The following is a 22,821-nucleotide window of genomic DNA, read 5'->3' on the forward strand; positions in this document are numbered from 1 at the left end:
GGCGAGGAGACCCTGCGCCCGGAGCGGGCGCACTGACGGATTGGGCGGGGCCGGCGACCACCACGACCGGGCCGGGTGCGGTTCGCACCGGCCCCGTTCGTGTTCGTCGTGGCGGGGTGTCAGGCCGTGGTGAGGGGGACGGCGGCCTCGGGGGTGAGGACGCGGGCCGTGAAGGTCTCGGTCAGGTACAGATGGACGGTGTCGGCCGTGTGGGAGAGGTAGCCGACGCTGACGTCCTGGCCGAGCTGGAGTTCGAAGTCGCCGCCGCGGGTGGAGAGGAGCAGGGCGCCCTCGATGGCGGGGGCCCAGATGAGTTCGCCGTCGAGGAGGCGGGCGATGTGGCTGGCGACGGGGTAGCCGTGGTCGGAGGTCTCGTTGACCGCGGTGTAGGCGTCCGCGCCGAGCAGGAGGGCGTAGGGGCCGCCGACGCCGGCCAGGCGGAGGGTGGTGAGGGCCCTGCTGACCGCCTCGGGGTACTCGCGGACGTCGGTGGGGAGCGGGACGGCGGGGTTGGTGGCGGCGGCGCGGATGCCCTCGATGCCGGCGGCGGGGTAGCCGTCGAAGACGGCGCGGTCCTCGGTGAGGGCGAGGGTGCGGGCGGCGTCCTTCACGGGCTGCCAGTCGGAGTCCCGGGAGCCGCGTTCGACGTCGTCCACGGCGGAGCGGCCGACCGGGAAGGGCACCCGCAGTTCGACGAGCGGCCGCACCTCGCGGGCGTGGGCCTGGACGCCGGGGTTGGGCGGTTCGATGGCGGTGAGGTGGCCGGTGCCGACGGCCGCGAGGGCGGGGCCGTCGGGGCCGTTCAGGTCGACGACGCGACGGCCGGCGAGGTGGAGCTTGAAGGTCTGCCGGGCCTCCTCCTCGATCTCCGCCCAGGCCGCGGCGGAGACGGGAGCGAGCTCGCGGTGCAGGTTGTTCATGACGCGGGGGTGCCTTTCAGGCTGCCGATGGCGAGGGAGCCGTCGGGGACGGCGGCGGAGGAGGGGACGGCGGCGGTCGGGACGGGGGCGGGGACGGCAGCGGGAACGGCGGCCGGGACCGCCGCGGCCGGCGCGGGCGGCGGGTCGTCCAGGAACTCGGCCGTCGGGACGTGGAACAGGGTGCCGGTGGCCGCGGTCGAGAAGTCGAGCAGCCGGTCGTGGGCGCCGGGCGGGCGGCCGACGAACATGTTCTCCAGCATCTCCTCGGTCACCTCCGGGGTGCGCGAGTAGCCGATGAAGTACGTCCCGAACTCCCCGCCGCCGGCGAAGGAGCCGAACGCCATGTTGAACCGCATGATCTGCCGCTCCTCGCCGTCCGGGCCGGTGACGCTGGTCAGCGCCACGTGCGAGTCGGCGGGTTTGACGTCGTCGGCGAGCTCGATGTCGGTGAGCTTGGTGCGGCCGACCGCGCGTTCCTGCGCCTCGACCGGGAGCCGGTTCCAGGCGTCCAGGTCGTGCAGGTACTTCTGGACGATCACATAGCTGCCGCCCGCGAACTGCGGGTCCTCCTCCCCGATCAGCACGGCGGCGTCCGCGGCGCGGCCCTCGGGGTTCTCGGTGCCGTCGACGAAGCCCAGCAGGTCGCGGTCGTCGAAGTAGCGGAAGCCGTGCACGGCGTCGACCACGGTGGCGGCGCCGGCGAGGCGGTTGGTGAGCTGACCGGCGAGTTCGAAGCAGAGGTCCATCCGGGCGGCGCGCAGGTGGAACAGCAGGTCACCGGGGGTGGCCGGGGCGCGGTGGCGGGCGCCGGTGATCTCCCGGAACGGGTGCAGCCCGGCCGGGCGGGGGCCGTCGAAGAGCCGGTCCCAGGCGTCCGAGCCGATGCCGGTGACACAGGTGAGCCCGGCGTCGGGGGCGCGGAAGCCGACCGCCCGGCGCAGGCCCGCCACATCGGGCAGCAGGGCCCGGACGGTGGGCTCGCCGCCGGGGTCGACGGTGAGGACGAGGAAGATCGCGGCGGTGGTGAGCGGGGTGAGGACGGGCTGCGGCATCGGCGGACTCCGGTCTCCGGGGTCTGATCATCCGTACGATTACACCCCGGGACGGACATTTCGGCGCGGTCGACGGGCCGAGCAGGGGACGCGGGCGGACAGCGGGACGGCCCCTCACCGGCCGGGGCCGGCGAGGGGCTCGGGGGCCGCGACGGGCCCGGGGCGCGTCAGGAGGACCTGCGACCGCGCAGGCCGAGGGCGGTGACCAGCGCGCCGAGGGCGACCGCCGCGACCGGGACCACCAGCGCGGCCCGGAAGCCGTCCAGCCCGGACCCCCCGTCGCCGGTGACGGCCAGGTGGACGGCGGTGACCGCGGAGAGGCCGAGCGCCGCACCGAACTGGAAGGCGGTGTTGAGCAGCCCGCCGGCCAGCCCCTGCTCCTCCTCGGCGACGCCGTCGGTGGCGGCGATGGTCAGCGGCCCGTAGGCGAGGGCGAAGGCCAGGCCGGTGAGGATCATGGTCGGGAACATCATCGGATAGCTCCAGTCCGGGCCGACCGGAAGGAACAGCGCGTAGGACAGCGTCGCCAGGCCGAAGCCGCCGAGGATCACCCGGACGGTGCCGAACCGGTCCACCAGCCGGGGGGTGAGGGTCGGCGCGAGCACCGCGTCCGCCCCGACGGCCAGCAGGGCGAGACCGGTCTGCAGCGGGGTCCAGCCGCGCAGGTCCTGGAGGTAGAGGGTGACGGTGAACTGGAAGCCGAAGAAGGAGCCGGCGAACAGCAGCGCGCCGAGGTTGGCGCGCAGCAGCGGGCCGGAGCGCAGCAGGCCGAGGCGGACCAGCGGGGCGGCGGAGCGCCGTTCGACGGCGACGAAGGCGGCCAGCAGGGCCAGTCCCCCGGCCGCCTCGGCGAGGGTCGGGACGGCGGCGGCGCCCGGTTCGCCGATCCGCACCACGGTGTGGACCAGCAGCAGCATGGCGCCGGTGACGGTGGCGGCGCCGGCCAGGTCGAAGCGCTCGCCGGGGCGGCGGGCCGGCGGACGGTCGCGCGGGAGCAGCGGCAGGGCGGCGAGCAGCAGGGCGCCGGCGAGCAGGACGGGGGCGAAGAAGACCCAGCGCCAGCTGATCGCGGTGAGCAGGCCGCCGGCCACCAGGCCGAGCGAGAAGCCGGCGGCGGCGGTGCCCGCGTAGAGGAGCAGCGCGCGGTTGCGGCGGGGGCCCTCGGCGAACGCGGTGGTGATGATCGCCAGGCCCGCGGGGGTCATGAAGGCGGCCGCGAGGCCGGTGGCGAAGCGGGCCAGGACGAGCACCCAGGGCGCGCCGGCGAGGCCGCCGGCGCCGGAGAAGAGGACGAAGACGGTGAGCCAGAACAGGAAGGTGCGGCGCCGTCCGAGCAGGTCGGCGGTGCGGCCGCCGAGCAGCATGAAGCCGCCGTAGCCGAGCACGTAGGCGCTGAGCACCCAGCTGAGCGAGCCGGTGTCCATGCCGAGGTCGGCGCGGATCGAGGGGAGCGCCACGTTGAGCATCGCGACGTCGATGCCCTCCAGGAAGATCGCGCCGCACAGGACGAGCAGGACGGCGGTCTCGCGACCGGTGAGGCGGGCGGCGGGGGGCGGTGCGGCGGGGGCGGGGGGCGGTGCGGCGGCGGGCGCGGCGGGGGCGGCGGCGGGCGTGCCGGTTCCGGACACGGCTGAGGACGCGGACACGGAGGTCTCCTGGGGAGTGCGCGGGAAGGCGGGGAGGCCGGACCGGGCGGTTCTCCGTCGTCCAGTCGGTTCCCTCTTGTAACCACCAGCCATCCTGAGGCAGCATCAGGAACCATGGAAGAAGGCACTTTGAAGTCACCGACGCACTGCGCGGTGACCGAGGACGACTACGACGCGTTCCAGTGGGACACCCGGGAGGACTGCGAGGTCCGGCAGATCCTCGACCGGATCGCCGACAAGTGGTCGTTGCTGGTGATCGCGCTGCTGGACCGCGGCTCGCTGCGCTTCACCGAGCTGCGGCGGGAGATCGACGGGGTCAGCCAGCGGATGCTGACCGTCACGCTGCGCCAGCTGGAGCGCGACGGCCTGGTCGAGCGGACGGTGCACCCGGTCGTGCCGCCCCGGGTGGACTACGCGCTGACCCCGCTGGGCCGGACCCTGCACGAGACGGTCCGGTCGCTGGTCACCTGGACGGAGACGCACCAGCGCGAGATCGCGGCGGCCCGGGCCTCGTACGACGCGCGGACGGGCTGAGCGCGGGCACGACGAGGGGCGGGCCCGGTTTCCCGGGACCCGCCCCTTCTCGTGGTGCGCGGACCGCCGCCGTCAGACCCGCAGGGCCGCCAGCTGCTCGGCGAACGGGACCACGCTCTCCGTCTCCCCGGACCCGCCGTCCGCCGCCGGCCCGTGGGGGGCGCGGCCGGCGAGCAGTCCGGCGAGTTCGCCGGCGGCCCGGTCGATCCGGCCCGGCAGGCCGTCGGTGAGCCGGTCGCCCGTGGTGCCCCAGTCGTCGGTGGCCGCGTAGACCGCGGTCGGGACGACCACCGAGCGCAGGTAGCTGAACAGCGGGCGGACGGCGTGCTCCAGCGCCAGCGAGTGCCGGGGCGTGCCGCCGGTGGCGGCGATCACCACGGGCTTGCCGCTGAGCACGTCGGGGTCGATCACGTCGAAGAACGACTTGAACAGCCCGCTGTAGGAGGCGGTGAAGATCGGCGTCACCGCGATCAGCCCGTCGGCGCGGGTCACCGTCTCGATCGCCTCGCGCAGCGCGGCGCCGGGGAAGCCGGTGACGAAGTTGTGCGCGATGTCGGTGGCGAGGTCGCGCAGTTCGATCACCGTCACCTCCACCTCCCGCCCGTCGAGGGCGAGCCGGCGGACCGTCGCCTCGGCCAGCCGGTCCGCGAGCAGCCGCGTCGAGGACGGCTTGCTCAGGCCGGCGCTGACCACCGCCAGTCGGTACGCGGTCACTTGGCCACCTCCACGTTCTCCTCGGTGTTCTGCTCCTGCTCCCGGCGGGCGCGGTCGGCCGCGACCAGCGAGGCGTGCGTCGGCGCGTCCGGGACGTCGGCCGGGCGGCCCTTGGCGAACTCCTCGCGCAGCACCGGCACGACCGCCTCGCCGAGCAGGTCCAGCTGCTCCAGCACGGTCTTCAGCGGCAGGCCGGCGTGGTCCATGAGGAACAGCTGGCGCTGGTAGTCGCCGAAGGTCTCGCGGAAGGTCAGGGTCTTCTCGATGACCTCCTGCGGGCTGCCGACGGCGAGCGGGGTCTGGTCGGTGAACTCCTCCAGCGACGGCCCGTGTCCGTACACCGGCGCGTTGTCGAAGTACGGGCGGAACTCGCGCACCGCGTCCTGCGAGTTCCTGCGCATGAACACCTGCCCGCCGAGGCCGACGACGGCCTGCTCGGGGGTGCCGTGCCCGTAGTGGGCGTAGCGCTCGCGGTAGAGGTTGATCAGCTTCCGGAAGTGCTCCTTGGGCCAGAAGATGTTGTTCGCGAAGAAGCCGTCGCCGTAGTAGGCGGCCTGCTCCGCGATCTCCGGGCTGCGAATGGAGCCGTGCCAGACGAACGGCGGGACGCCGTCGAGCGGGCGCGGGGTGGCCGTGAAGGACTGCAGCGGGGTGCGGAAGCGGCCCGACCAGTCGACCACGTCCTCGCGCCACAGCTGGTGCAGCAGCGCGTAGTTCTCGATCGCGAGCGGGATGCCCTGGCGGATGTCCTTGCCGAACCACGGGTAGACCGGGCCGGTGTTGCCGCGGCCCATCATGAGGTCCACCCGGCCGTCCGCGAGGTGCTGGAGCACCGCGTAGTCCTCGGCGATCTTCACCGGGTCGTTGGTGGTGATCAGCGTGGTCGAGGTGGAGAGGATGATGCGCTCGGTCTGCGCCGCGATGTAACCGAGCAGGGTGGTCGGCGAGGACGGCACGAACGGCGGGTTGTGGTGCTCGCCGGTCGCGAAGACGTCCAGGCCGACCTCCTCCGCCTTGCGGGCGATGGCCACGGTGGCCTTGATCCGCTCATGCTCGGTCGGGGTGCGGCCGGTGGTCGGGTCGGGGGTGACATCGCCGACGGTGAAGATTCCGAACTGCATGTTGCTCACCACACTCCAGGCTGAATCCCGCTGGGAAACCCCGCTCAGGATCCGATCGTCAAAGTTTCAACCACTTTAGCATCCTCCACCCGGGTGTTATTCCCCCCAGCGTCCGGGCCCTGGCCCGAGACCGCACTACGGCCCCGCAGGGCGTCCGGGAGCAGGGTCAGCAGACCCGCGACGGCCAGCGCGACCCCCAGCCAGAGGACCGCCCGCAGGCCCCACAGGTCGATGGCGAGCCCGCCGAGCAGGGAGCTGAGGATGACACCGAGCGTGATGAAGGCGTTGTGGACGGTGTTCACCAGCGGACGGGCGTTGCCGATCCGCTGCACCCGCGAGGCCATCGCCGGGTTCATGGTGACGCCGACCAGGCCGACCCCGAGCAGCAGGCCGACCGCCGGCACCCGGTGCTGGGCGAAGAGCGCGAGGCCGGCCAGGAAGAGGGTGTTCAGCGCCAGGCCGACGGCGAGCACCGGCAGCGCGTGGCGGTCGGCGAGCCGGCCGACCACGGTGTTGCCGACCACGGTCGCCGCGCCGTAGGCGACCAGCAGCAGCGGGACGGAGCCGGCCGAGAAGCCGGTGATCCCGGTGAGGACCGGGTTGACGTAGCTGAACAGCGCGAAGGTCGCGCCGATGATCAGGGTGCTGGTGGCGAAGGCCAGCCAGAGCCGCCGGTTGCGCAGGGCGCCCAGCTCCGCGCGGAGCGAGCCGCCGCCCTCGGCGTGGTCGGCGTCCGGCACCCCGGCGACGGTGGCCAGCGCGACCGCCACGGTGAGCACGGCCACCGCCCAGAACGCCGCCCGCCAGCCGAAGTGCTCGCCGATGACGGTGGCCAGCGGCAGGCCGAGCAGAGTGCCGAGCATCAGGCCGTTCATCAGCACGGCGATCGCCCGGCCGCGCAGCTCGGGGCGGGCCAGCTGGGTGGCCATCGAGATCGAGATGCCGAAGAAGGCCTGGGCGGCGACCCCGCTGATCACCCGGGCCACCAGCATCACCGGGTAGCCGGAGGCGGTCGCGGCGAGCAGGTTGCCGACCAGGAAGACCGCGAACAGCAGCATCAGGGCGCATTTCTGACGCATCCTCAGCAGAGAAACGGTGAGGAACGGACCGCCGAAGGACATCGCGACGGAGAAGGCGGTGATCAGGTAGCCGATCTGCGGGACGGTCGCGTCGAGGCCCTCCGCCAGCTGCGGCATCAGCCCGGCGACGGCGAACTCACTGGTCACCATCGCGAAGATGCCGAGGGCGAGGACGTAGACGGCACGTGGCATGGGAGTGCTCCCCCGATAGTTTTGGATTGGTCGGTTCAAAATAAGGGCAGGCCGGGGCAGGGGCGGGCCGCACCGAGGACAGGGCGGACCGCGGACCGCCGCAAGGAAAGGGCAGGCCCGTCCGGTCAGGGGGTGAGCGCGTCCACGGCGGTGGCGGCGACGGCCTCGACGGCAGCCCGGTCGGCCCCGCCCTTGGCGGCGACCCGCATCCCGGCGATCACCGCGTTCACGAACCGGGCGAGCTCGTCCGGCTCCCGGCGCGCGGCGATCTCGCCCGCCCGCTGGCCGGCGCCGATCGCGGCCGCCAGCGCGGCGAGCCGCACCCGCTGGTCCCGCTCCACCACCGCGGCCGCCTCCGGGTCGCGCCCGGCCAGCTCGACGACGGTGTTCACGGTCAGGCAGCCGATGCTGCGCCCCTGCGGGCGGTTCTCGAACTCCCCGTCGACGACCCGCGCCAGCAGGATCCGGATCCGCTCCAGCGGCGGCAGGCCGAGGTCCTCCAGCAGCGCCACCTGCGGGACGGTCATCAGCTCGTTGTAGCGGTCCAGCGAGCGCCGGAACAGGTCGCGCTTGCTGCTGAACGTGTTGTAGATGCTGCTCCGCCCGAGGCCGGTCGCCTCGCAGAGGTCCTGGGTGGAGGTGGCCTCGTAGCCGTTCGCCCAGAACGCCCGCATCGCCGCGTCCAGCGCCCGGTCCTCGTCGAAGGTGCGCGGTCTCGCCATGGCAGCACCGTAGCCGTTTTGGACCGCCCGATGCAATACCGGCCCGGTGCCCCGCTCCCCCGGGCGGCGGGGCGGCGGCGCGCGACAATGGGAGGAGCCGGGAGGAGCCGGGACCGGCCGGCCGGAGCACCCCGAAGGGCGGCGAACCGATGGCGGCGTACATCGCGGTGAGCGCGCTGAGCCACGAGGGCCTGCTGCGCGAGCAGAACGAGGACAGCCTCGTCGCCGGGCCGTGGACGCTCTGCGCGACCGTCACCACCAACCCGCAGACCCTGCTCTTCCCGCTGGGCCCGCCCTGCCCGGTCGCGGTCGCCGACGGACTCGGCGGCCATCCCGGCGGCGAGGTCGCCAGCGCCCTGGTCGCCCGGCGGCTGGCGGCGGCCGGGCCCGGGCTCGACGGCGAGGAGAGCGTCCGGGAGGCCCTGCAGAACTGCAACCGGGACGTCTACGCGGCCGCCGGCGGCGATCCCGGACTGGCCGCGATGGGCACCACGGTGGCCGGCCTGGTGCTGCTGGAGGACCGCGTCGTGGTCTTCAACATCGGCGACAGCCGGGTCTACCGGATCGGCGACGGCGCCCTGCGCCGGGTCAGCGTGGACGACAGCCCGCCGCTGCCGCCCGGGCGGCGCACCACCTCGGTGGTCACCCAGACCCTGGGCGGCTCGCTCGGACTGACCTTCGTCGAGCCGCACGTCCGCAGTGAGCCGCTGGCCGTCGGCGACCGGTACCTGGTGTGCAGCGACGGGCTGACCGACCCGGTGCCGGAGGAGGAGCTCGCGGCCCTGCTCGACCGTCCGCCGGCGGAGGCCGAACGGGCCGACGGGCGGGCGGCGTTCGAGCTCTGGAAGGCCGCGATCGAGGCCGGCGGGCCGGACAACATCACGCTCGCGCTGGTGCGGGTCGGGCCGTAGCCGCCCTGGCACGGGAGGGCCCGGCGGCGCGGTGCACCGCCGGGCCCCCTCGGTCCGGGTCGGACGACGACTCCTCGGTCAGTACTCGGCCTTGATGCTCGCGCCGGAGAAGCCCTGCTGGGCGTAGAGGCTCAGGAAGACGTAGCCGGCCGGCGGGTTGGTGATGGTCAGGGTCTCGGTGTTGCCCGCGTTGGCGGACCTGGCGGTGTAGGAGTTGGTGTAGGCCCAGCCCCGGTCGTTGAAGTAGAGGTCGGCGTTGCCGGTGCCGCCCGTGCTGGTGAGCCGCAGCTGCGTCACCCCGGCCGGGAGGTACAGGTAGAAGTGCGCGTAGTTGCCGGTGGTCGCCGCCAGGTCGACGCGCCCGCAGTTGCGGTCCAGCTGGCGGGGGTCGGCGCCGGTGCACTGGACCGGGCCCGAGCCGGCGACGGTGACGTCCTGGCGGGTGCTCGCGGTGGCGCCCTTGTTGTCGGTCACGGTCAGCGTGACGGTGAAGGTGCCGGCCCGGGAGTACGTCTTGGCCGGGTTGGCCTCGGCGCTGGTGGTGCCGTCGCCGAAGTCCCAGGCGCGGGAGGCGATCGTGCCGTCCGGGTCGGTCGAGCGGTCGGTGAAGGTGACCGACTGCCCGGAGACCGCGGCGGTGAAGGCCGCGGTGGGCGCCTGGTTGCCGGGCGGGTTGGTGCCGCCGCCGCAGGCACCGGCCGCGCAGGCGGTCAGCCAGCGGTCGAAGTCGGCGTCGTAGCGGGTGCCGATGGTGGTCTTCAGGATGGTGCGGGCGCCGGCCCAGTCACCGGTGCGGTACTTGGCGAGCACGGCGTCCAGGTCGGCGCGGTGCTGCTCCAGCATGTAGCGGACGGCCAGGTAGCCCCAGCGGTAGACGCGCTCCTGGTCGCCGTAGGCGGTGTCGAAGAGCTCGGAGAGCCGGTAGGTGTGGAGGCCGGCGGCGCTGATCGCCGCGTCGTAGGTCTCCTTGCGGTACGAGTAGGAGACGTACTCCGCGAAGCCCTCGACCCACCAGATGGTCGGGGTGGTCATGCCGGCGTCGAAGTCGCCGTACATGTCGAACCGGCCGTCGAGGTAGTGGGTGTACTCGTGGTTGAGGTTCCAGATCTGGAAGTCCGGCGTCCAGTCGGCCTCGTAGGCGAGGAAGCGCGGCTGGTTGCCGGCCTCGTTCGGCTTGCCCTCCAGGTACATGCCGCCGTTGTTGGTGTCGATGCCGTAGATGCCGGCGGCGAACACCGCGTAGTCGAAGCGGGTGTGGAAGACCACGACCTCGATCGTGGTGTTCCGGTCGTCGGCGACCGGGCCGTTGTCCTTGGCCACCGCGTGGAAGAAGGCGTCCTGGCCGTTGAGGCTGGAGCAGGTGGTGCCCAGCTGCGCGGCGTCCAGCTTCTGGGCCAGCACGCGGATGCTCGGGCTGCAGCTGTGGTCGACGGTCAGGACGGCCGACCGGAGCCGGGCGGGAGCGTCACAGGTGCCGTAGTAGGCGCAGTTGCCGCTGTCGTAGGCGTCGCCCATCTCCGCCACGGCGGCCCACTGGTAGGAGGTGCGGTCGCCCGGCGAGGAGCGCTCGGCCAGCCCCTTCATCAGCGGGCGGACCTTGGGCCGGAGCGGCTCGTACTGCAGGAAGCGGCCCAGCTCGCGGGTCGCGTTGTAGACCAGGAAGGTGTAGTCGCCGCCGAGCAGGGCGCCGTTGGCGGAGGCGAAGGCGTAGAGCGCGTCGAGCACGCCCGGGTCGGCCTGCACCGCCTCGGCGAAGCCCTTCGTCTGGTGGCCGCGCCACAGCACGGTGAACACGCTGTTGAGCGCGTTGCCCATGTTCGCCGGGTTGTGGGTGGCGGCGTCGTACGCGCCGAGCAGGCGCTTGACCACCGGCAGGTAGCGGACGTTCTCCTGCGCGCTGTCGATGAGGGTGATCGCCTCCCCGAGCGTGCCCGCGTTGGCGGCGGAGACGTCACGGGAGTGCGCGCTGTTGAAGAAGGCGTCCAGCGCGCCGCGGATCGAGGTCTGCAGGGCGGTGCCGTAGGTGCCGACGTCGGACGCGTGGTACCACTGCACGTAGTAGCCGGCCCGCAGGAACAGCACCAGCTGGGCGGTGGAGGTGGAGTTGTCGCCCGGGTAGGAGGCGGCGTTGTCGCGCAGGGCGTCCGCGACCGTGACCATCTGGGACTCGCGGAACGTCCGGTTGGCGTCGCCGCCGGTCAGCAGGAACAGGCTGTTGATGCAGCCCAGGTCGGCCGCCTTGACGGCCTGCACCAGAGCGCCACCGGTCCGGCTGAAGTCGGGGATGTTGCAGGGCTGTTCGGCGAGGGCCGCGGGGGCTCCCGCGCCGAAGGCCTTGGCCAGTGCGGCCTGCTGCTCCGCCTTGCGCTCCGCCGCCGACAGGCGTTCGGCGCGCTCGGGGTCGGTGGTCGAGAACGGGGCGCGCTCACGCGGCGACACCGGCTTCTTCGCGCCGTGGCCGTCCGGCGCTTCACCGATCGCGGGCCGCGGGGCCAGGCCGGCGGGGCCGGCCGAGGTCGCGGGCGAGCCTCCGCCGGGCTGCGGCGAGGCCGGGGCGGGGGCGGCCTGGGCGCGCGGGGCGAACAGGCCGACCGCCACGAACATCACCAGGAGGAACGTCAGCAACCTGGCGACATGGGGGTGTTGGTGCAAGGGACGTGCGGTTCTCACGTGGGGGCCTCCGGGCCGTCGTCGGCCGCGTGGGGGTGCGGCCGGTGGGGGTGGTGAGGACCGTTGCGACGGCACCGTTGGGGCGGTGACCGTCGAGCACCGGTGGGGAGTGTGACATGTACAATGGCATGCATCACATGGCGGAGGAAGGCCCAGAACCGGCAACTGCCGCTTCCCCACAGGAACTTCACGAAACGACCGCAGACGGCGAGGGCCGCCGGTCGGTCGACCGGCGGCCCTCGCTGGCGGCGACACCGTCGCCGGGGTGGGTCAGTCGCGCACGAGGAGCACCACGCCCGCGGTGACCAGGCCGAGCACGACGGCGGCCGCGCCGTACGACAGCCGGTGCGAGCGCACCACCGGCAGGTAGCGGTCCACGGCGTAGCGACCGGGGCCGGTCAGCGCCAGGCCCGCCGCGGCGGTGATCAGGAGCAGTTCGTACTCGCAGCCGCCCTTCCCGGCGAAGAAGCTGCCGCTCCAGCTGACGGCGAGGGCATTGAGCATGGTGCCCAGGATCGCGGCGGCCGCCAGCGGGGCCAACAGGCCGACAGCGAGCGCCAGTCCGCCACCGGCCTCGGTGAGGCCGGCCACGACGGCCATGAGCTTGGGCGCCGGGTAGCCCTGCGACTCGAAGAACTTGCCGGTGCCGTCGATCCCACCGCCGCCGAACCAGCCGAACAGCTTCTGGCTGCCGTGCCCGGCCATGATCAGGCCGAGGGCCAGGCGCAGCAGCAGGAGGCCGGCGTCGTAGGCGTGCGGGGAGGTGGCCACGGACCCGGAGTGTCTCCCGGCCGCGACGGGGGTGGTGGGGGCGGTCGTGCTCGGGCTGGTGCTCGGCATGCGCGTCTCCATCGAGAAAAAAGGGGGGTTCGTCGATGCTGGCGGACTTGTTCAAATTCGAACCAGCGGGGTGATGTGACCGTACCGGTAAGTTTGAATTTGAACAACTAGCCGGACGGAAGATTTTGGCGTGGCCGGGTCAGCATTGGTGTAGACCGGCGTACGAAGGTGCCTGGCGGGGCAGGCTCAGGGCATGGCACATCGCAAGGAACACCGGCGGGCGGAGGGCCGGGGCACCCCGTACGCCGACGCCCTCACCGCCTTCACCGAACGGGTGCGGCTGATCACCCCCGACCAGTGGGACGCACCCACCCCCTGCGCCGACTGGACCGTCCGCGATCTGGTCAACCACCTCACCGGCGAGCAGCTGTGGGTGCCCGAACTGCTGATGGGCTCCACCATCGGCGAGGTCGGCGCCCGCTTCGACGGCGACGTCCTCGGTGACGACCCGGTCGGCGCCTGGACCGCCGCCTCGGCGGCCGCCCGCGACGCCTTCGCCGTCCCCGGCTCGACCGACCTCACCGTGCACCTCTCCTTCGGCGACGTCTCCGGCCAGTACTACCTGGACCAGCTCACCGCCGACGCCGTCGTGCACGCCTGGGACCTCGCCGAGGGCATCGGGCGGCTCACCCGGCTGCCGGACGGGCTGGTCGACTTCGCGCTCGACGAGTACACCGGCTACGGGGACCTCTCCGGCAGCGGGCTGTTCGACCCGCCCCTGCCGGTGGCGGACGACGCCGGCCCGCAGACCCGCATGCTCGCCCTCACCGGACGCCGGGACCGCCCCTGACCTGCGGCTCGGCCCGGCCCACCGGTTCCACCGCGCACTCCCCGGGGCCGCACCGCCCGGGCAACGGGCGCGGCGCCGGATACTGGAGGTGGCGGGGGGTGAACCGCAGCAGACCGGAGAGGCGGGCGCGCCATGAGCCGCAGGCCGGACATCCTCGGCGAGTTCACCGCGGAGCACCGCGCGGTGGAGGACCTGCTCGCCCGGATCGAGGCCGCTCCCCCGCTCTCCGGCGCGACCGGGACGGACAGCACGGCGGAGCCGGAGAGCACGGCCGGGCCGGAGAACGCAGCCGGGCCGGAGGGCGCGGCGGAGCCCGCGGCGCCGGGCGGCGCGGCGGAGCCCGTGGACCGGCTGATCGGGCAGCTCACCGACCTGCTGTTCAGCCACTGCGCGGCGGAGGAGGAGCACCTGTTCCCGGTCGTCCAGCACGACGTGGCCGACGGCGGCGCGATGGTGTTCCGGTGCATCCACGACCACCTCGCGATCGGCCAGTACCTCGCCGACCTGCAGTCCCTCCCGCCCGGCGACCCCGCGCCGGCGACCCTGCTGCGCGGACTCGCCGAGCTGCTGCGCCGGCACCTGGCCACCGAGGAGAAGGAGCTGTTCCCCGCCGCCCGCAAGGCGTTGCCGGCCGCCGCCCGGAACGCGCTCGCCGAACGGCTGCGGGCCGAACGGGCGGAGATCGCCGAGGCGGGGCCGTCGGGGCCGTGAGCCCGCGGGTCAGGGCTTGGCGCTGATCACCGCGAACCGGCCGCCCTCCGGGTCCTGGAGCCGGGCCACCCGCCCGTACGGCGAGTCGAACGCCGGGCCGAGTGCTCCCCCGCCGAGCTCCCCGGCCCTGGCCACCGCCGCGTCGGTGTCCGGCACCGAGAAGGACACCTCCCAGTGCGGCGGCATCCCCGCCGGCCCGCCCGCCTGCTCCCGGGCGAGCGCGGCGACGCTGCGCCCCTCGGTCCGCAGCACCACCCGGTCGTGCTCCCAGCGGACCTCGAACCGCTCCGGGTCCCGGCCGTCCCAGCGGAACACCTCGCCGTAGAAGAGCGCGGCCGCGAACGGATCCGGGGTGCGCAGCTCGATCCAGACCGGTGAGCCCAGGAGGTCGAGGCGCCGGGCCCGGCCGAGCGGACCCTCCCAGATGCCGAACACCGCGCCCAGTGGGTCCGCGGCGAACGCCACCCGGCCCGCGTCGAAGGACAGCGGCCCCACCGCGAGCGTCGCGCCGCGCTCGCGGACCGCGTCGGCGGCGGCGTCCGCGCTCTCCGTGCCGAAGTAGCTGGTCCAGGCGACGGGCATGTCCCAGCCCCCGGTGGCCACGCCGAGACCGGCCACCGCCTGCCCACCGGTCACGGCGTGCACGTACGGGCCGAAGCGGTCCGGCCCCGGCTCGAACTCCCAGCCCAGCAAAGGCCCGTAGAAGGCCTTGGCCACGTCGAGGTCGCGCGCCATCAGGCTCACCCAGCACGGGACGGCCGCCACGCAGCGCACCTCGGCCGTTGTCCCACCGCTGACCATCGCGACCACCTCCGAGACCCCGGCCGCCGGGCCCCTCCCGACTCCCACGGCCGTCCGGCCGCCCGGGCGACTTCAGCCTAGGACGTACCGGACGGTTCGGGGCGGATCAGCACGCGGGGTGGGGTGTGGGCGTGGTGAGACCCTGGTGAGGGGCGTGCGCGGAAGGCTCCGCGCCCCGGGCGGTTCAGAGCACGGGCGCACCTCCGAAGCCGTCGTGGCCGGCGCCCGGGGCGGTCAGGGCCAGCCATCCGTGGCCCCGGACCGGGGTGTCGGCGGTGATCGCGGCCGGGTTCACCGAAAGACCGGCGGCGGCCGCGCCGATGGACTCGACCAGGGAGGCGTTGGGTTCGGTGCCGTCCGGGTCGTCCTCGTCGGGGTCGTCCTCGTCGGGCTCGCCGGCCGTGGGCAGCGGCTCCCAGGGCAGCGGCTCGCCGGTCCACTCCGGCTCGCCGTGGCGCCAGTACCCGCGCACCAGGGTGCCGTGCTCGGCGACCGCCCAGATGACGGAGTCGGCGAACGGGTCCTGGAAGAACACCTGGGCGCGGCCGCAGGCGGCGCTGAGGCGCTCGACCACCTCGTGCGGCCACCACGTCGTCTCCCGCAGCGGGGACTCCGCGTAGATCAGCCGCCAGCCCGCGTACTCGGGCGTGACGAACACCCGGTGCACCGGCCCGGGCGCGGACTTCCCGTCGTCTTCCTGGGCGGCGAGCCCGTACCGGACCGTGACGGGAACGCGGTCGTGCAGGCCCAGCACGGTGAACGCCGCCTCGTACGTCCCGCCCGGGACGGCCAGCCACCAGTGGTCGGGCAGCGGACCAGGCCGCTCGGCCTCGAACGCCCGGCGCACGGCCCGCGCGTCGACGGCGTGCTCCGGCGCCCCGGCGCGGAGGACGTCGAGGAGCGCGGCGAGCGCCTCCGGGGCGGGGACGGCGGTGGTCGCCGTGGTCGCCGTGGTCGCGGTGGTCATGGCACGGACGCTAGCCGAGGGGTCCGACACCCCCTCACCCGGACGGGTGAACCGGAGCGGCGGCCCGGCCCGCCGCCGGGACGACCGCGGGGACAACTGCGGGGACCACTGTGGGGGTCAACGCCCCTTCCGGCCGGAGGAGTCGAGCCGGGCGACCAGGTGGAGGCGGTCGCCGTCGGCGGTGGCGGCGGGCCGGTCGCCGTCCGTCCAGGGCGGTTCGGTGCGCGGACCGGGCCGGTCGTGGAGGGCGAGGACGGTGAAGCCGTGGACGGCGAGCAGACCGCGCAGCTCCTGGGGGAAGAGCAGCCGCCAGGCGGAGTGCTGCTCGACCGGCGGCGCGCCGTCGTCACTGGCCCAACTGCGGGTGCGGCGCAGCAGTTGGGCGGCGTGGTCGATCCACAGCACGGTGCGCGAGGTGTGGGTGACGCCGTCGTGGGTGACGCTGTCGAGCCGCGGGGCGTCGAGGAGTTCGGTGCGGCCGAGGAAGAAGGCGCCGTTGCGCATCTCGGCGACCAGCAGGCCCCCGGGGCGCAGGTGGTGGCGGAGCCGGCCGAACAACGCGTCGAGGTCGGCGTTGGTGTGGCAGTAGAGCAGCGCGCTGTCCAGGCAGAGCACCGCGTCGAACCGGCCGGGCAGGGTGAAGTCGCGCATGTCGCCGACGTGGTAGGCCGGTCCGGGGTGGCGGGCCCGGGCGTAGGCGATCATCTCCGGGGAGCTGTCCAGGCCGGTGACGCTGCGTCCGGCCGTGCGGTGCAGCCAGCCGGCGTCCCGGCCGGTGCCGCAGCCGAGGTCGAGGACGTCGGCCCCGGCGCCGTGCTCGCGGAGCATCGACTCGGCCCACCGGGCGGCGGTGAACCCGGGGTCGGGAAAGCGGAGTTCGTAGAGCTCCGGGCGGTCGGTGAGCAGGTTGCGGCGGGCGGTGGCCGGCTCGGGGGCCGGGCGGGGGTGGTTCATCGGGCCTCGCTGGGGAGGGGAGGGAAGCCGCCCGGTGCGGCCGGGCGAAAGCGGCGGCCGGGCCGGCCGACGTGCCGGGGGCCGTGGCCGGTGCGGACGCGGCGCGCGGGGCACCGAGGACACCGGGGGCACCGGCGGGCCGGCCGGAGCCGTACGCGTACGGCGCGCGGCGACCTCACCGGCCCGCCACCGGCCGCGGCCCCGCGAGCGGCGCGGCGTCCTGCCCGGGGAGCGGTGCGCCGGCGGGGGCGGGCAGCACGCCGAGGCCGGCCCGGTCCGGGGTGCGGACGGTGCCGTCGGCGCCGCCGATGCCCTGCCAGGGGTCGTGGGCGAGCAGCAGGTGGCCGTCGAGGTCGAGCCACCGCGCCCGGTCGGCGAGGTGGACGGCGGGCGCGATGCCGAGCGAGCTGGCGGCCAGGCAGCCGAGCATCAGCTCGGTGCCGCTGCCGCGCAGGGCCTCGACGATGCGCAGCACCTGGTGGACGCCACCGCACTTGGCGAGCTTGAGGTTGACGCCGTGCACCCGCCCGGCGAGCCGGCAGGCGTCCTCGTAGCCGACGGCGTCCTCGTCGGCGATCACCGGGACGGGCGAGCGTTCGGCGACGGCGGCGAGCGCGTCGGGGCGGCCCGGGGGGATCGGCTGCTCGACCGCCTCGACGCCGGTGGCGGCGAAGGCGGGCAGCAGTCGCAGGGCCTGCTCCGGGGTCCAGGCGCCGTTGGGGTCGAGCAGCAACCGGGCGTCCGGGGCGGCCTCGTGGACGACCCGCACCCGGGCCAGGTCGAGGCCGGGGTCGGCGGAGCCGGCCTTGACCTTGAGCACGGTGAAGCCGGCGCCGGCGAGCCGGGCTGCCTGGACGGCGGCGTGCGCCGGCGGGTCGATGCCGATGGTGCGGGCGGTGGCGGCGGCGACCGGTCCGGCGCGGCCGAGCAGCCGGTGAACGGGTTCGCCGGCCCGCTTGCCGACCAGGTCGAGCAGCGCGGCCTCGACGGCGGCCAGCACCCCGGCGGGCAGCGCCGCGTAGGGGGCGGCACCGTCGCGGAGGTCGGCGAGCGCCTGCTCGGGGTCCGGGCCGTCCTCCAGCGCGGGGCGCAGGGCGTCGAGGGACCGCCGGATCCGGTCGGTGGGCAGGTCCAGCCAGACGCTGCTGACCGCCTCGCCGTGGCCGGTCGACCCGCCGTGGGCGAGGGAGAGCTGGACGGCGTCGCGTCCGGTCGTCACCGAGCGCGAGATGCGCAGGGGTTCGGCCAGCCGGAGCCGGACGGTGCGGACGTCGAGCCTCATCGGCCCTCCTCGGCACGGGCGGGGGCGAAGCCGGGGGCGCTCACGGCGGCCCCGACCGGGACGGCCTCGGCGGGCCCGCCGCGGTCGGTGCGGCAGCGGGCCCAGCCGGTGACCTCGGCGGCCGCCGGGTGCGGGATCTCGACCGGGCGCGGCGCGGCCCGGGCGGCGTCCAGGCCGTGCCGCCGGCAGAACGCGTCGTCGTACACGGTGCCGAGGTAGCGGTGCGGGCCGTCGGGGAAGACGGTCGCGACGGTGGCGCCGGGGTGGGCGCGGGCCGCCCAGGCCGCGACCAGGGCGACCGCGCCGGTGGACCAGCCGCCGCTGACGAAGGCGCCCCGGGCGAGGCGCCGGCAGGCGTCGACCGCCTCGGCCGGGCCGACCCAGTGCACCTCGTCGAAGGCCTGGTGGGCGACGTTGCGCGGGTGGATGGAGCTGCCGAGCCCGCGCATCAGCCGGGGCCTGGCGGGCTGGCCGAAGATGGTGGAGCCGACCGAGTCGACGCCGATGATCCGCAGCCGGGGCCAGCGGCGGCGCAGCGCCTCGGCGAGCCCGGCGCTGTGGCCGCCGGTGCCGACACTGCAGACCAGCACGTCCAGTTGGTCGAGGTCGGCGGCGATCTCCTGGGCCATCGCCCGGTAACCGGCCGCGTTGTCGGGGTTGTTGTACTGGTCGGGCCAGTAGGCGTCGGGCAGCCGGTCGAGCACGGCGCGCAGCCGGGCGAGCCGGGCGCCCTGCCAGCCGCCGTGCCGGGCGGGCCGCTCGACCAGCTCCAGCCGGGCGCCGTAGGAGCGCAGCAACTGCCGCATGGACGGTTCGAGTTCGCTGTCGCCGACCAGCACGACGGGGTGGCCGAGGGCCTGCCCGGCGAAGGCCAGGCCGACCCCCATGGTGCCCGAGGTGGACTCCACCACCGTGGCGCCGGGCCGCAGTTCGCCCCGGGCGTGGGCGCCGCGGAGCATGGCGACGGCCGAGCGGGCCTTCATGCCGCCGGCGCTCAGCCCCTCCAGTTTGGCCCAGAAGCCGGGGTGCGGGTGCGGCAGCGGGGTGGTGATCCGGGCCAGCGGGGTGCCGCCGAGCAGCGGCAGCAGGGCCGGGTTGCCCAGCCGTGGACGGTCCACGGCCGCGCCGGGGTCGAGCAGGGCGGTCACCGGCCCGCACCTCCGTACAGGTGGAGGACGCTCGGTCCGCCGTCGAGCCAGAAGAAGGGGTACGGCTCGGCGCTGACGGCGCTGACCCCGTCGCCGAGCAGGCACGGCAGGACGGCGCTGCCGGTCTGCGCGAACAGCACCAGGGGCTTGCCGGTGGCGCGGGCGTGGGCGAGCAGCGGGTCGAGGGTGCCGTTGCCGAGGGTCATGCCGGAGGCGAGGATCGCGTCGCAGTCGTCGAGGTGGGCGAGGGCGTCGGTGTGCACCGGCTCGTCCCATTCGGTGGTGCCGCCCTTGAGGTCGCAGGGCAGATAGCCGACCTCGTGCGAACGGAGCTGCTCCAGGAGGGAGTTGACGACACCGACGACCAGCACCCGGCGGGTGACGGCGAGCGGCAGCAGCCCCACCACGGCGGAGGCGCGCACCCGTGACTTCACCAGCGAGGAGCCGGCGGGCAGGCCGTACCGCCGGGCGCCGTAGGCCGGTGCGTGCGGGCGGCAGTGGCCGAGGTAGGCGTCGAGCGCGGCGACCCGGACGGCGGTGCGCGGGTGGTCGAGCAGGTCGCCGACGCTGGCGCCGACGCAGTCGGTGACCGTGTCGGCGGGCAGCTCGCCGGGTTCGACGGCGCAGGAGCCGACGGCGGCGCCGAGCCGCAGGCTGAGCACCTCGTTGCGGTAGCCGCGGGAGCGGCCGCCGTGCCGGACGGCCTGCACGGTGCTGAAGGCGAGGGCGATCCGCAGGGAGGCCGGGTCGGGTCCGTACGCCCCCGTCCGGACCCGCCCGGTGATCAGGTCGAGCACGGGACGCGGGGCGGCGGCCCCGGTGCTCGGACGCGTGCTCGGGTGCGGACCCGTGCCCGGGCCCGGGAGGGTGATCGGGCCGATCGCGGTGGCGGCGCTCACGCGGACACCTCCGCGGGCTCGGCCGGGGCGGCGGCGGGCGCGAGGCGGGGGGTGAGCCCGGCGAGCAGCCGCTCGGCCGAGCGGCGCGCCCCGTTCCCGCCGGTGTCGGCCGTCATGACGTGCCCCAGGTACTCGTTGTTGCTGGTCGCGGGCCGCACCGCGCGGCCGGACCCGGCGAGGCTGAGCTCGACCACCGCCGGGTCGCGCCGCACCGAGGCCTCGCCGTCGAAGCCGTCCAGCAGGCCGTCCTGCCCGCCGTCGGGCACCAGGAAGGCGATGGCGGCGCTGGTCACCCCGGTCGGGCGGACGGTGAGGTCGGGACGGCGGCCGAGGGCGAGGTCGACGGCCGCGGCGGCCAGGTCGACCCCGGTGACCCGCCGGACCAGTTCGGTGATCCGGTTGCCGGCCGGGCGCGGGTTGACCTCGACCACCCGCGGACCCGTGGCGGTGAGCTTGATCTCAGTGTGGGCGACGACCTGGTCGAGGCCGAGCGCGGCCAGCGCGGCGACGGCGGTACCGGCGGCGGCCTCGGCCTCCGCCCGGTCGAGGGCGGCCGGGAACATGTGACCGGTCTCGACGAAGGCGGGCGCGCCGCCGATGCTCTTGTCGGTGATGCCGACGACGTGTGCGCCCCCGTCCGCGGAGACCGTCTCGACGCTGACCTCCGGCCCGGTGAGCAGTTCCTCCAGCAGCACCGCCGGCTCCCGCCGCTGCCCTCGCGCGTTGACCGGGAAGCCCTCCAGCGCCTCGATCGCCGCGAGGAGTTCGGCCTCGTCACGGACCGCGCGGACGAACATCCCGGCGCACAGGTCGACCGGCTTGACGACCAGCGGGTAGCCGATCCCCGCGGCGGCGGCCCGGGCCTGCTCGCGGTCGGCGCAGAGCGCGTACCCGGGCCCGGGGACGCCCGCCCCGGCGAGCCGGCGGCGGGTGAGGTCCTTGCGGCAGGCGGCCTCGACGGCCTCGGGCGCCGGGCCGGGCAGGCCGAGCCGGCGGGCCACCCGGGCGACCTGCGGGAGGTAGTAGTCGCAGGAGGAGAGCACGCCGTCGAAGCCGAGCAGCGCGTGCAGCCGTTCGGCGAACGGGAGCAGCGCGTCCGGGTCGTTGGTGTCGGCGGTGAGGACGTTCTCGGCGGCGAGCAGCGGGTGCGGGCCGTCACCGGGGGCGGCGGCGCGCAGGTAGTGGTGCAGGTCGCGGGTGAGGAAGGTGAAGCGGTGGCCGCCCTCCCCCAGCGCCCGTGGCAGCAGCCTGCTCATGGAGCCGACCCAGCTCTCGATCACCAGCAGATGCGCCACGGCTCTCCCTTTCGACGGACTCGGCGAACAGGCAGGACCGTAACGGGATTCGTTTTCATTTTCAACGCGCCGGACCGTGCATCCGTCGATGCGTCAGATGAAACTGGTTTTCATGTACTCTTGCCCCCACCCGCCGCGCCCCAGCCCTGCCGGAGTTGCCTGATGGACCGTCAGTTCCCTTATGTCGTACGCCATGCACTCCCGCAGGACGTGCCCGGAGCCCGCCGGCTGATCCTGGACACCTTCTACCGCGAGTTCGGCTACGGCTACGTGCCCGACTGGCACGCCGATGTCGTCGACCTCCAGGGCCACTACCTGGACCACCCCCGGCACGCCCTGCTGGTCGCCGTGCACGGCGAGGAGGTGGTGGCCACCACCGCGCTGCACTCCACCGGACCGGCCCACCCGCCGCACCCGCGCGAGCTCACCCGGCGCTACCCGTCCGGGACCACCGCACAACTGGTCCGGGTCTACGTCCGGGCCGAGCACCGCCGGCACGGACTGGCCCGGGAGCTCGTCCACCGGGCCCGCGCCTTCGCCGCCGCCGAGGGCGGGTACCGGCGGCTCTACCTGCACACCAACACCGCGATCCCCGGCGCCGAGGCGTTCTGGCGCAGCCTCGCGGAGGAGGTCCACGACGCCCGGCCGACCGGCGAGCACGGGCCGGGGGTGGCCACCGTCCACTTCGAGATCCCGCTGCACCGGCCGGCGGTCACGGCCGGCCCCGGGCGGACCGGCGGGACCGCGGCGCGGAGCGTCGGCGAGGGGGTCCGGGCGGGCGCCCGGGCGATGTGACGCAGGTCACATCGGAGTACGAAATTTCCGGGGACGGATTCCCCGTTTAGCCCTGCGTAGGACTAAGCGGGGAGTGACTCCCCGGAACCCGTACCCCGGGAGGAGTGCACCCGTGACCACCGTCGCCCCCCGCCCGAGCCCCGCCGCGGGGCCGGCCCGCGCGCCCCGACTGCGCGCGGACGCCAGCCGCAACCGCGAACGGATCGTGCTGGCGGCCCGGGACGCGTTCGTCGAGTACGGCGCGGACGCGCCGCTGGACGAAATCGCGAAGCGGGCGGGCGTCGGAAACGCTACGCTCTACCGGAACTTCCCCACCAGGACGGCACTGATCCGCGAGGTGGCGCTGCTCGTCAAGAACCGCATCGTGGCGATCGCCGAACGGGCGGCCGCCGAGGTCGCCGGCCCGTTCGACGCCCTGGAGCGGTTCGCCCACGAGACGGTCGACGAGAAGGTCGGCGCGCTCTGCCCGCTGCTCACCAACCGGGTCGACATGTACGACCCCGACCTGGTCGAGGCGCGCGAGCGCCTGCTGGCCGTCGCCGGCGGCCTGCTGGAGCGGGCGAAGGCGGCGGGCGAGGTTCGTCCGGACGTCGACCACGGAGACCTGTTCATCGCCCTCAGCCAGCTCACCCGCCCGCTGCCGGGCACCGAGTGCCACGTCCTGGACGGGTTCGTCCACCGGCACCTGCAACTGTTCCTGGACGGCATGCGGGCGCCCGCCCCGTCCGTCCTGCCCGGCCGGGCCGCGACCTTCGAGGACTTCCACGGCGACCACTGA

The 22,821-nt window shown here is 74.7% G+C and carries 22 protein-coding genes; 6 read left to right on the forward strand and 16 right to left on the reverse strand.

Annotated elements, in window-relative coordinates; genetic code table 11:
• Positions 1-119 precede the first annotated feature (119 nt).
• From ACFXAM_RS20940 to ACFXAM_RS20950, 3 genes are all read right to left on the reverse strand, one after another.
• Entirely contained in the window at positions 120-920 is an 801-nt protein-coding gene (locus ACFXAM_RS20940; RefSeq protein WP_380293344.1) for a family 1 encapsulin nanocompartment shell protein, read from the reverse strand.
• Positions 917-1,972 (reverse strand): Dyp-type peroxidase, encoded by a 1,056-nt coding sequence (locus ACFXAM_RS20945; RefSeq protein ID WP_380293346.1) that lies wholly within the window; start codon positions 1,970-1,972, stop codon positions 917-919. Before ACFXAM_RS20945 ends, ACFXAM_RS20940 begins: the two co-directional genes overlap by 4 nt.
• Positions 1,973-2,139: 167 nt before the next feature.
• The gene (locus tag ACFXAM_RS20950) at positions 2,140-3,618 is read right to left on the reverse strand and encodes an MFS transporter (RefSeq protein WP_380293347.1); all 1,479 of its coding nucleotides are present in this window, start codon (positions 3,616-3,618) and stop codon (positions 2,140-2,142) included.
• 114 nt (positions 3,619-3,732) lie between these two features.
• Here ACFXAM_RS20950 and ACFXAM_RS20955 point away from each other — a divergent pair, with 114 nt between their 5' ends.
• Positions 3,733-4,152, forward strand: coding sequence for a winged helix-turn-helix transcriptional regulator (locus tag ACFXAM_RS20955; protein WP_380293348.1), 420 nt, complete (start codon positions 3,733-3,735; stop codon positions 4,150-4,152).
• Positions 4,153-4,224: 72 nt separating this feature from the next.
• Here ACFXAM_RS20955 and ACFXAM_RS20960 read toward each other — a convergent pair whose 3' ends face one another.
• From ACFXAM_RS20960 to ACFXAM_RS20975, 4 genes are all read right to left on the reverse strand, one after another.
• Entirely contained in the window at positions 4,225-4,866 is a 642-nt protein-coding gene (locus tag ACFXAM_RS20960) for an FMN reductase (protein ID WP_380293349.1), read from the reverse strand.
• Positions 4,863-5,987 carry an LLM class flavin-dependent oxidoreductase gene (locus ACFXAM_RS20965; protein ID WP_380293350.1) on the reverse strand — a complete coding sequence of 375 codons (1,125 nt, stop codon included), beginning with the start codon at positions 5,985-5,987 and terminating at the stop codon, positions 4,863-4,865. The genes ACFXAM_RS20960 and ACFXAM_RS20965 overlap by 4 nt, the downstream gene beginning before the upstream one ends.
• A gap of 44 nt (positions 5,988-6,031) precedes the next feature.
• Positions 6,032-7,258 carry an MFS transporter gene (locus ACFXAM_RS20970; RefSeq protein ID WP_380293351.1) on the reverse strand — a complete coding sequence of 409 codons (1,227 nt, stop codon included), beginning with the start codon at positions 7,256-7,258 and terminating at the stop codon, positions 6,032-6,034.
• Positions 7,259-7,383: 125 nt separating this feature from the next.
• Positions 7,384-7,980, reverse strand: a complete 597-nt coding sequence (locus ACFXAM_RS20975; protein WP_380293352.1) for a TetR/AcrR family transcriptional regulator — start codon at positions 7,978-7,980, stop codon at positions 7,384-7,386.
• A gap of 149 nt (positions 7,981-8,129) precedes the next feature.
• On the opposite strand from ACFXAM_RS20975, the gene ACFXAM_RS20980 reads away from it, so the two are divergent.
• Positions 8,130-8,891: a PP2C family protein-serine/threonine phosphatase gene (locus tag ACFXAM_RS20980; protein WP_380293354.1), complete on the forward strand. Its 762-nt coding sequence runs from the start codon at positions 8,130-8,132 to the stop codon at positions 8,889-8,891.
• Between the two features lie 78 nt (positions 8,892-8,969).
• Here the strand turns inward: ACFXAM_RS20980 and ACFXAM_RS20985 are convergent, their stop codons facing one another.
• Both ACFXAM_RS20985 and ACFXAM_RS20990 read right to left on the reverse strand, forming a co-directional pair.
• Positions 8,970-11,495 (reverse strand): collagenase, encoded by a 2,526-nt coding sequence (locus tag ACFXAM_RS20985; RefSeq protein ID WP_380293399.1) that lies wholly within the window; start codon positions 11,493-11,495, stop codon positions 8,970-8,972.
• A 336-nt stretch (positions 11,496-11,831) separates the two neighbouring features.
• Complete coding sequence (locus ACFXAM_RS20990; protein ID WP_380293356.1) at positions 11,832-12,401, reverse strand: DoxX family protein; 570 nt, start codon at positions 12,399-12,401, stop codon at positions 11,832-11,834.
• Between the two features lie 193 nt (positions 12,402-12,594).
• Here ACFXAM_RS20990 and ACFXAM_RS20995 point away from each other — a divergent pair, with 193 nt between their 5' ends.
• On the forward strand, positions 12,595-13,191 hold the full coding sequence (locus tag ACFXAM_RS20995) for a TIGR03086 family metal-binding protein (protein ID WP_380293358.1): 597 nt from the start codon (positions 12,595-12,597) through the stop codon (positions 13,189-13,191).
• A gap of 132 nt (positions 13,192-13,323) precedes the next feature.
• Positions 13,324-13,902, forward strand: a complete 579-nt coding sequence (locus ACFXAM_RS21000; protein WP_380293360.1) for a hemerythrin domain-containing protein — start codon at positions 13,324-13,326, stop codon at positions 13,900-13,902.
• Positions 13,903-13,911: 9 nt separating this feature from the next.
• On the opposite strand, the gene ACFXAM_RS21005 is transcribed toward ACFXAM_RS21000, so the two are convergent.
• The 7 genes from ACFXAM_RS21005 to ACFXAM_RS21035 all read right to left on the reverse strand — a co-directional run bounded on the left by ACFXAM_RS21005 (position 13,912) and on the right by ACFXAM_RS21035 (position 21,248).
• The gene (locus ACFXAM_RS21005) at positions 13,912-14,667 is read right to left on the reverse strand and encodes a VOC family protein (RefSeq protein WP_380293362.1); all 756 of its coding nucleotides are present in this window, start codon (positions 14,665-14,667) and stop codon (positions 13,912-13,914) included.
• Positions 14,668-14,887: 220 nt separating this feature from the next.
• Complete coding sequence (locus ACFXAM_RS21010) at positions 14,888-15,670, reverse strand: hypothetical protein (protein ID WP_380293364.1); 783 nt, start codon at positions 15,668-15,670, stop codon at positions 14,888-14,890.
• A gap of 117 nt (positions 15,671-15,787) precedes the next feature.
• Positions 15,788-16,624 (reverse strand): class I SAM-dependent methyltransferase, encoded by an 837-nt coding sequence (locus tag ACFXAM_RS21015; protein ID WP_380293366.1) that lies wholly within the window; start codon positions 16,622-16,624, stop codon positions 15,788-15,790.
• Between the two features lie 175 nt (positions 16,625-16,799).
• Positions 16,800-17,906, reverse strand: coding sequence for a dipeptide epimerase (locus ACFXAM_RS21020; protein ID WP_380293368.1), 1,107 nt, complete (start codon positions 17,904-17,906; stop codon positions 16,800-16,802).
• On the reverse strand, positions 17,903-19,054 hold the full coding sequence (locus tag ACFXAM_RS21025; RefSeq protein ID WP_380293370.1) for a pyridoxal-phosphate dependent enzyme: 1,152 nt from the start codon (positions 19,052-19,054) through the stop codon (positions 17,903-17,905). Before ACFXAM_RS21025 ends, ACFXAM_RS21020 begins: the two co-directional genes overlap by 4 nt.
• Positions 19,051-19,851 (reverse strand): Rossmann-like domain-containing protein, encoded by an 801-nt coding sequence (locus ACFXAM_RS21030; protein WP_380293401.1) that lies wholly within the window; start codon positions 19,849-19,851, stop codon positions 19,051-19,053. The genes ACFXAM_RS21025 and ACFXAM_RS21030 overlap by 4 nt, the downstream gene beginning before the upstream one ends.
• Before the next feature lie 98 nt (positions 19,852-19,949).
• Complete coding sequence (locus tag ACFXAM_RS21035; protein WP_380293372.1) at positions 19,950-21,248, reverse strand: ATP-grasp domain-containing protein; 1,299 nt, start codon at positions 21,246-21,248, stop codon at positions 19,950-19,952.
• A 162-nt stretch (positions 21,249-21,410) separates the two neighbouring features.
• On the opposite strand from ACFXAM_RS21035, the gene ACFXAM_RS21040 reads away from it, so the two are divergent.
• Together ACFXAM_RS21040 and ACFXAM_RS21045 are read left to right on the forward strand one after the other, a co-directional pair.
• Positions 21,411-22,043 (forward strand): GNAT family N-acetyltransferase, encoded by a 633-nt coding sequence (locus ACFXAM_RS21040; protein WP_380293374.1) that lies wholly within the window; start codon positions 21,411-21,413, stop codon positions 22,041-22,043.
• Between the two features lie 112 nt (positions 22,044-22,155).
• Positions 22,156-22,821: a TetR/AcrR family transcriptional regulator gene (locus ACFXAM_RS21045; protein ID WP_380293376.1), complete on the forward strand. Its 666-nt coding sequence runs from the start codon at positions 22,156-22,158 to the stop codon at positions 22,819-22,821.

Origin of the sequence: Kitasatospora sp. NPDC059462 (assembly GCF_042749955.1) — a bacterium.
Lineage (GTDB): Bacteria > Actinomycetota > Actinomycetes > Streptomycetales > Streptomycetaceae > Kitasatospora.

Bases quoted from the DNA above. Each gene is read 5' to 3' on its own strand.
- ACFXAM_RS20980 (WP_380293354.1), top strand. From the start codon at position 8,130: ATGGCGGCGTACATCGCGGTGAGCGCGCTGAGCCACGAGGGCCTGCTG.
- ACFXAM_RS20955 (WP_380293348.1), top strand. From the start codon at position 3,733: ATGGAAGAAGGCACTTTGAAGTCACCGACGCACTGCGCGGTGACCGAG.
- ACFXAM_RS20940 (WP_380293344.1), bottom strand. From the start codon at position 920: ATGAACAACCTGCACCGCGAGCTCGCTCCCGTCTCCGCCGCGGCCTGG.
- ACFXAM_RS20985 (WP_380293399.1), bottom strand. From the start codon at position 11,495: ATGTTCGTGGCGGTCGGCCTGTTCGCCCCGCGCGCCCAGGCCGCCCCC.
- ACFXAM_RS21040 (WP_380293374.1), top strand. From the start codon at position 21,411: ATGGACCGTCAGTTCCCTTATGTCGTACGCCATGCACTCCCGCAGGAC.
- ACFXAM_RS21010 (WP_380293364.1), bottom strand. From the start codon at position 15,670: ATGACCACCGCGACCACGGCGACCACGGCGACCACCGCCGTCCCCGCC.
- ACFXAM_RS21020 (WP_380293368.1), bottom strand. From the start codon at position 17,906: ATGAGGCTCGACGTCCGCACCGTCCGGCTCCGGCTGGCCGAACCCCTG.
- ACFXAM_RS20995 (WP_380293358.1), top strand. From the start codon at position 12,595: ATGGCACATCGCAAGGAACACCGGCGGGCGGAGGGCCGGGGCACCCCG.
- ACFXAM_RS20970 (WP_380293351.1), bottom strand. From the start codon at position 7,258: ATGCCACGTGCCGTCTACGTCCTCGCCCTCGGCATCTTCGCGATGGTG.
- ACFXAM_RS21000 (WP_380293360.1), top strand. From the start codon at position 13,324: ATGAGCCGCAGGCCGGACATCCTCGGCGAGTTCACCGCGGAGCACCGC.
- ACFXAM_RS20945 (WP_380293346.1), bottom strand. From the start codon at position 1,972: ATGCCGCAGCCCGTCCTCACCCCGCTCACCACCGCCGCGATCTTCCTC.
- ACFXAM_RS20965 (WP_380293350.1), bottom strand. From the start codon at position 5,987: ATGCAGTTCGGAATCTTCACCGTCGGCGATGTCACCCCCGACCCGACC.
- ACFXAM_RS20975 (WP_380293352.1), bottom strand. From the start codon at position 7,980: ATGGCGAGACCGCGCACCTTCGACGAGGACCGGGCGCTGGACGCGGCG.
- ACFXAM_RS20990 (WP_380293356.1), bottom strand. From the start codon at position 12,401: ATGCCGAGCACCAGCCCGAGCACGACCGCCCCCACCACCCCCGTCGCG.
- ACFXAM_RS21015 (WP_380293366.1), bottom strand. From the start codon at position 16,624: ATGAACCACCCCCGCCCGGCCCCCGAGCCGGCCACCGCCCGCCGCAAC.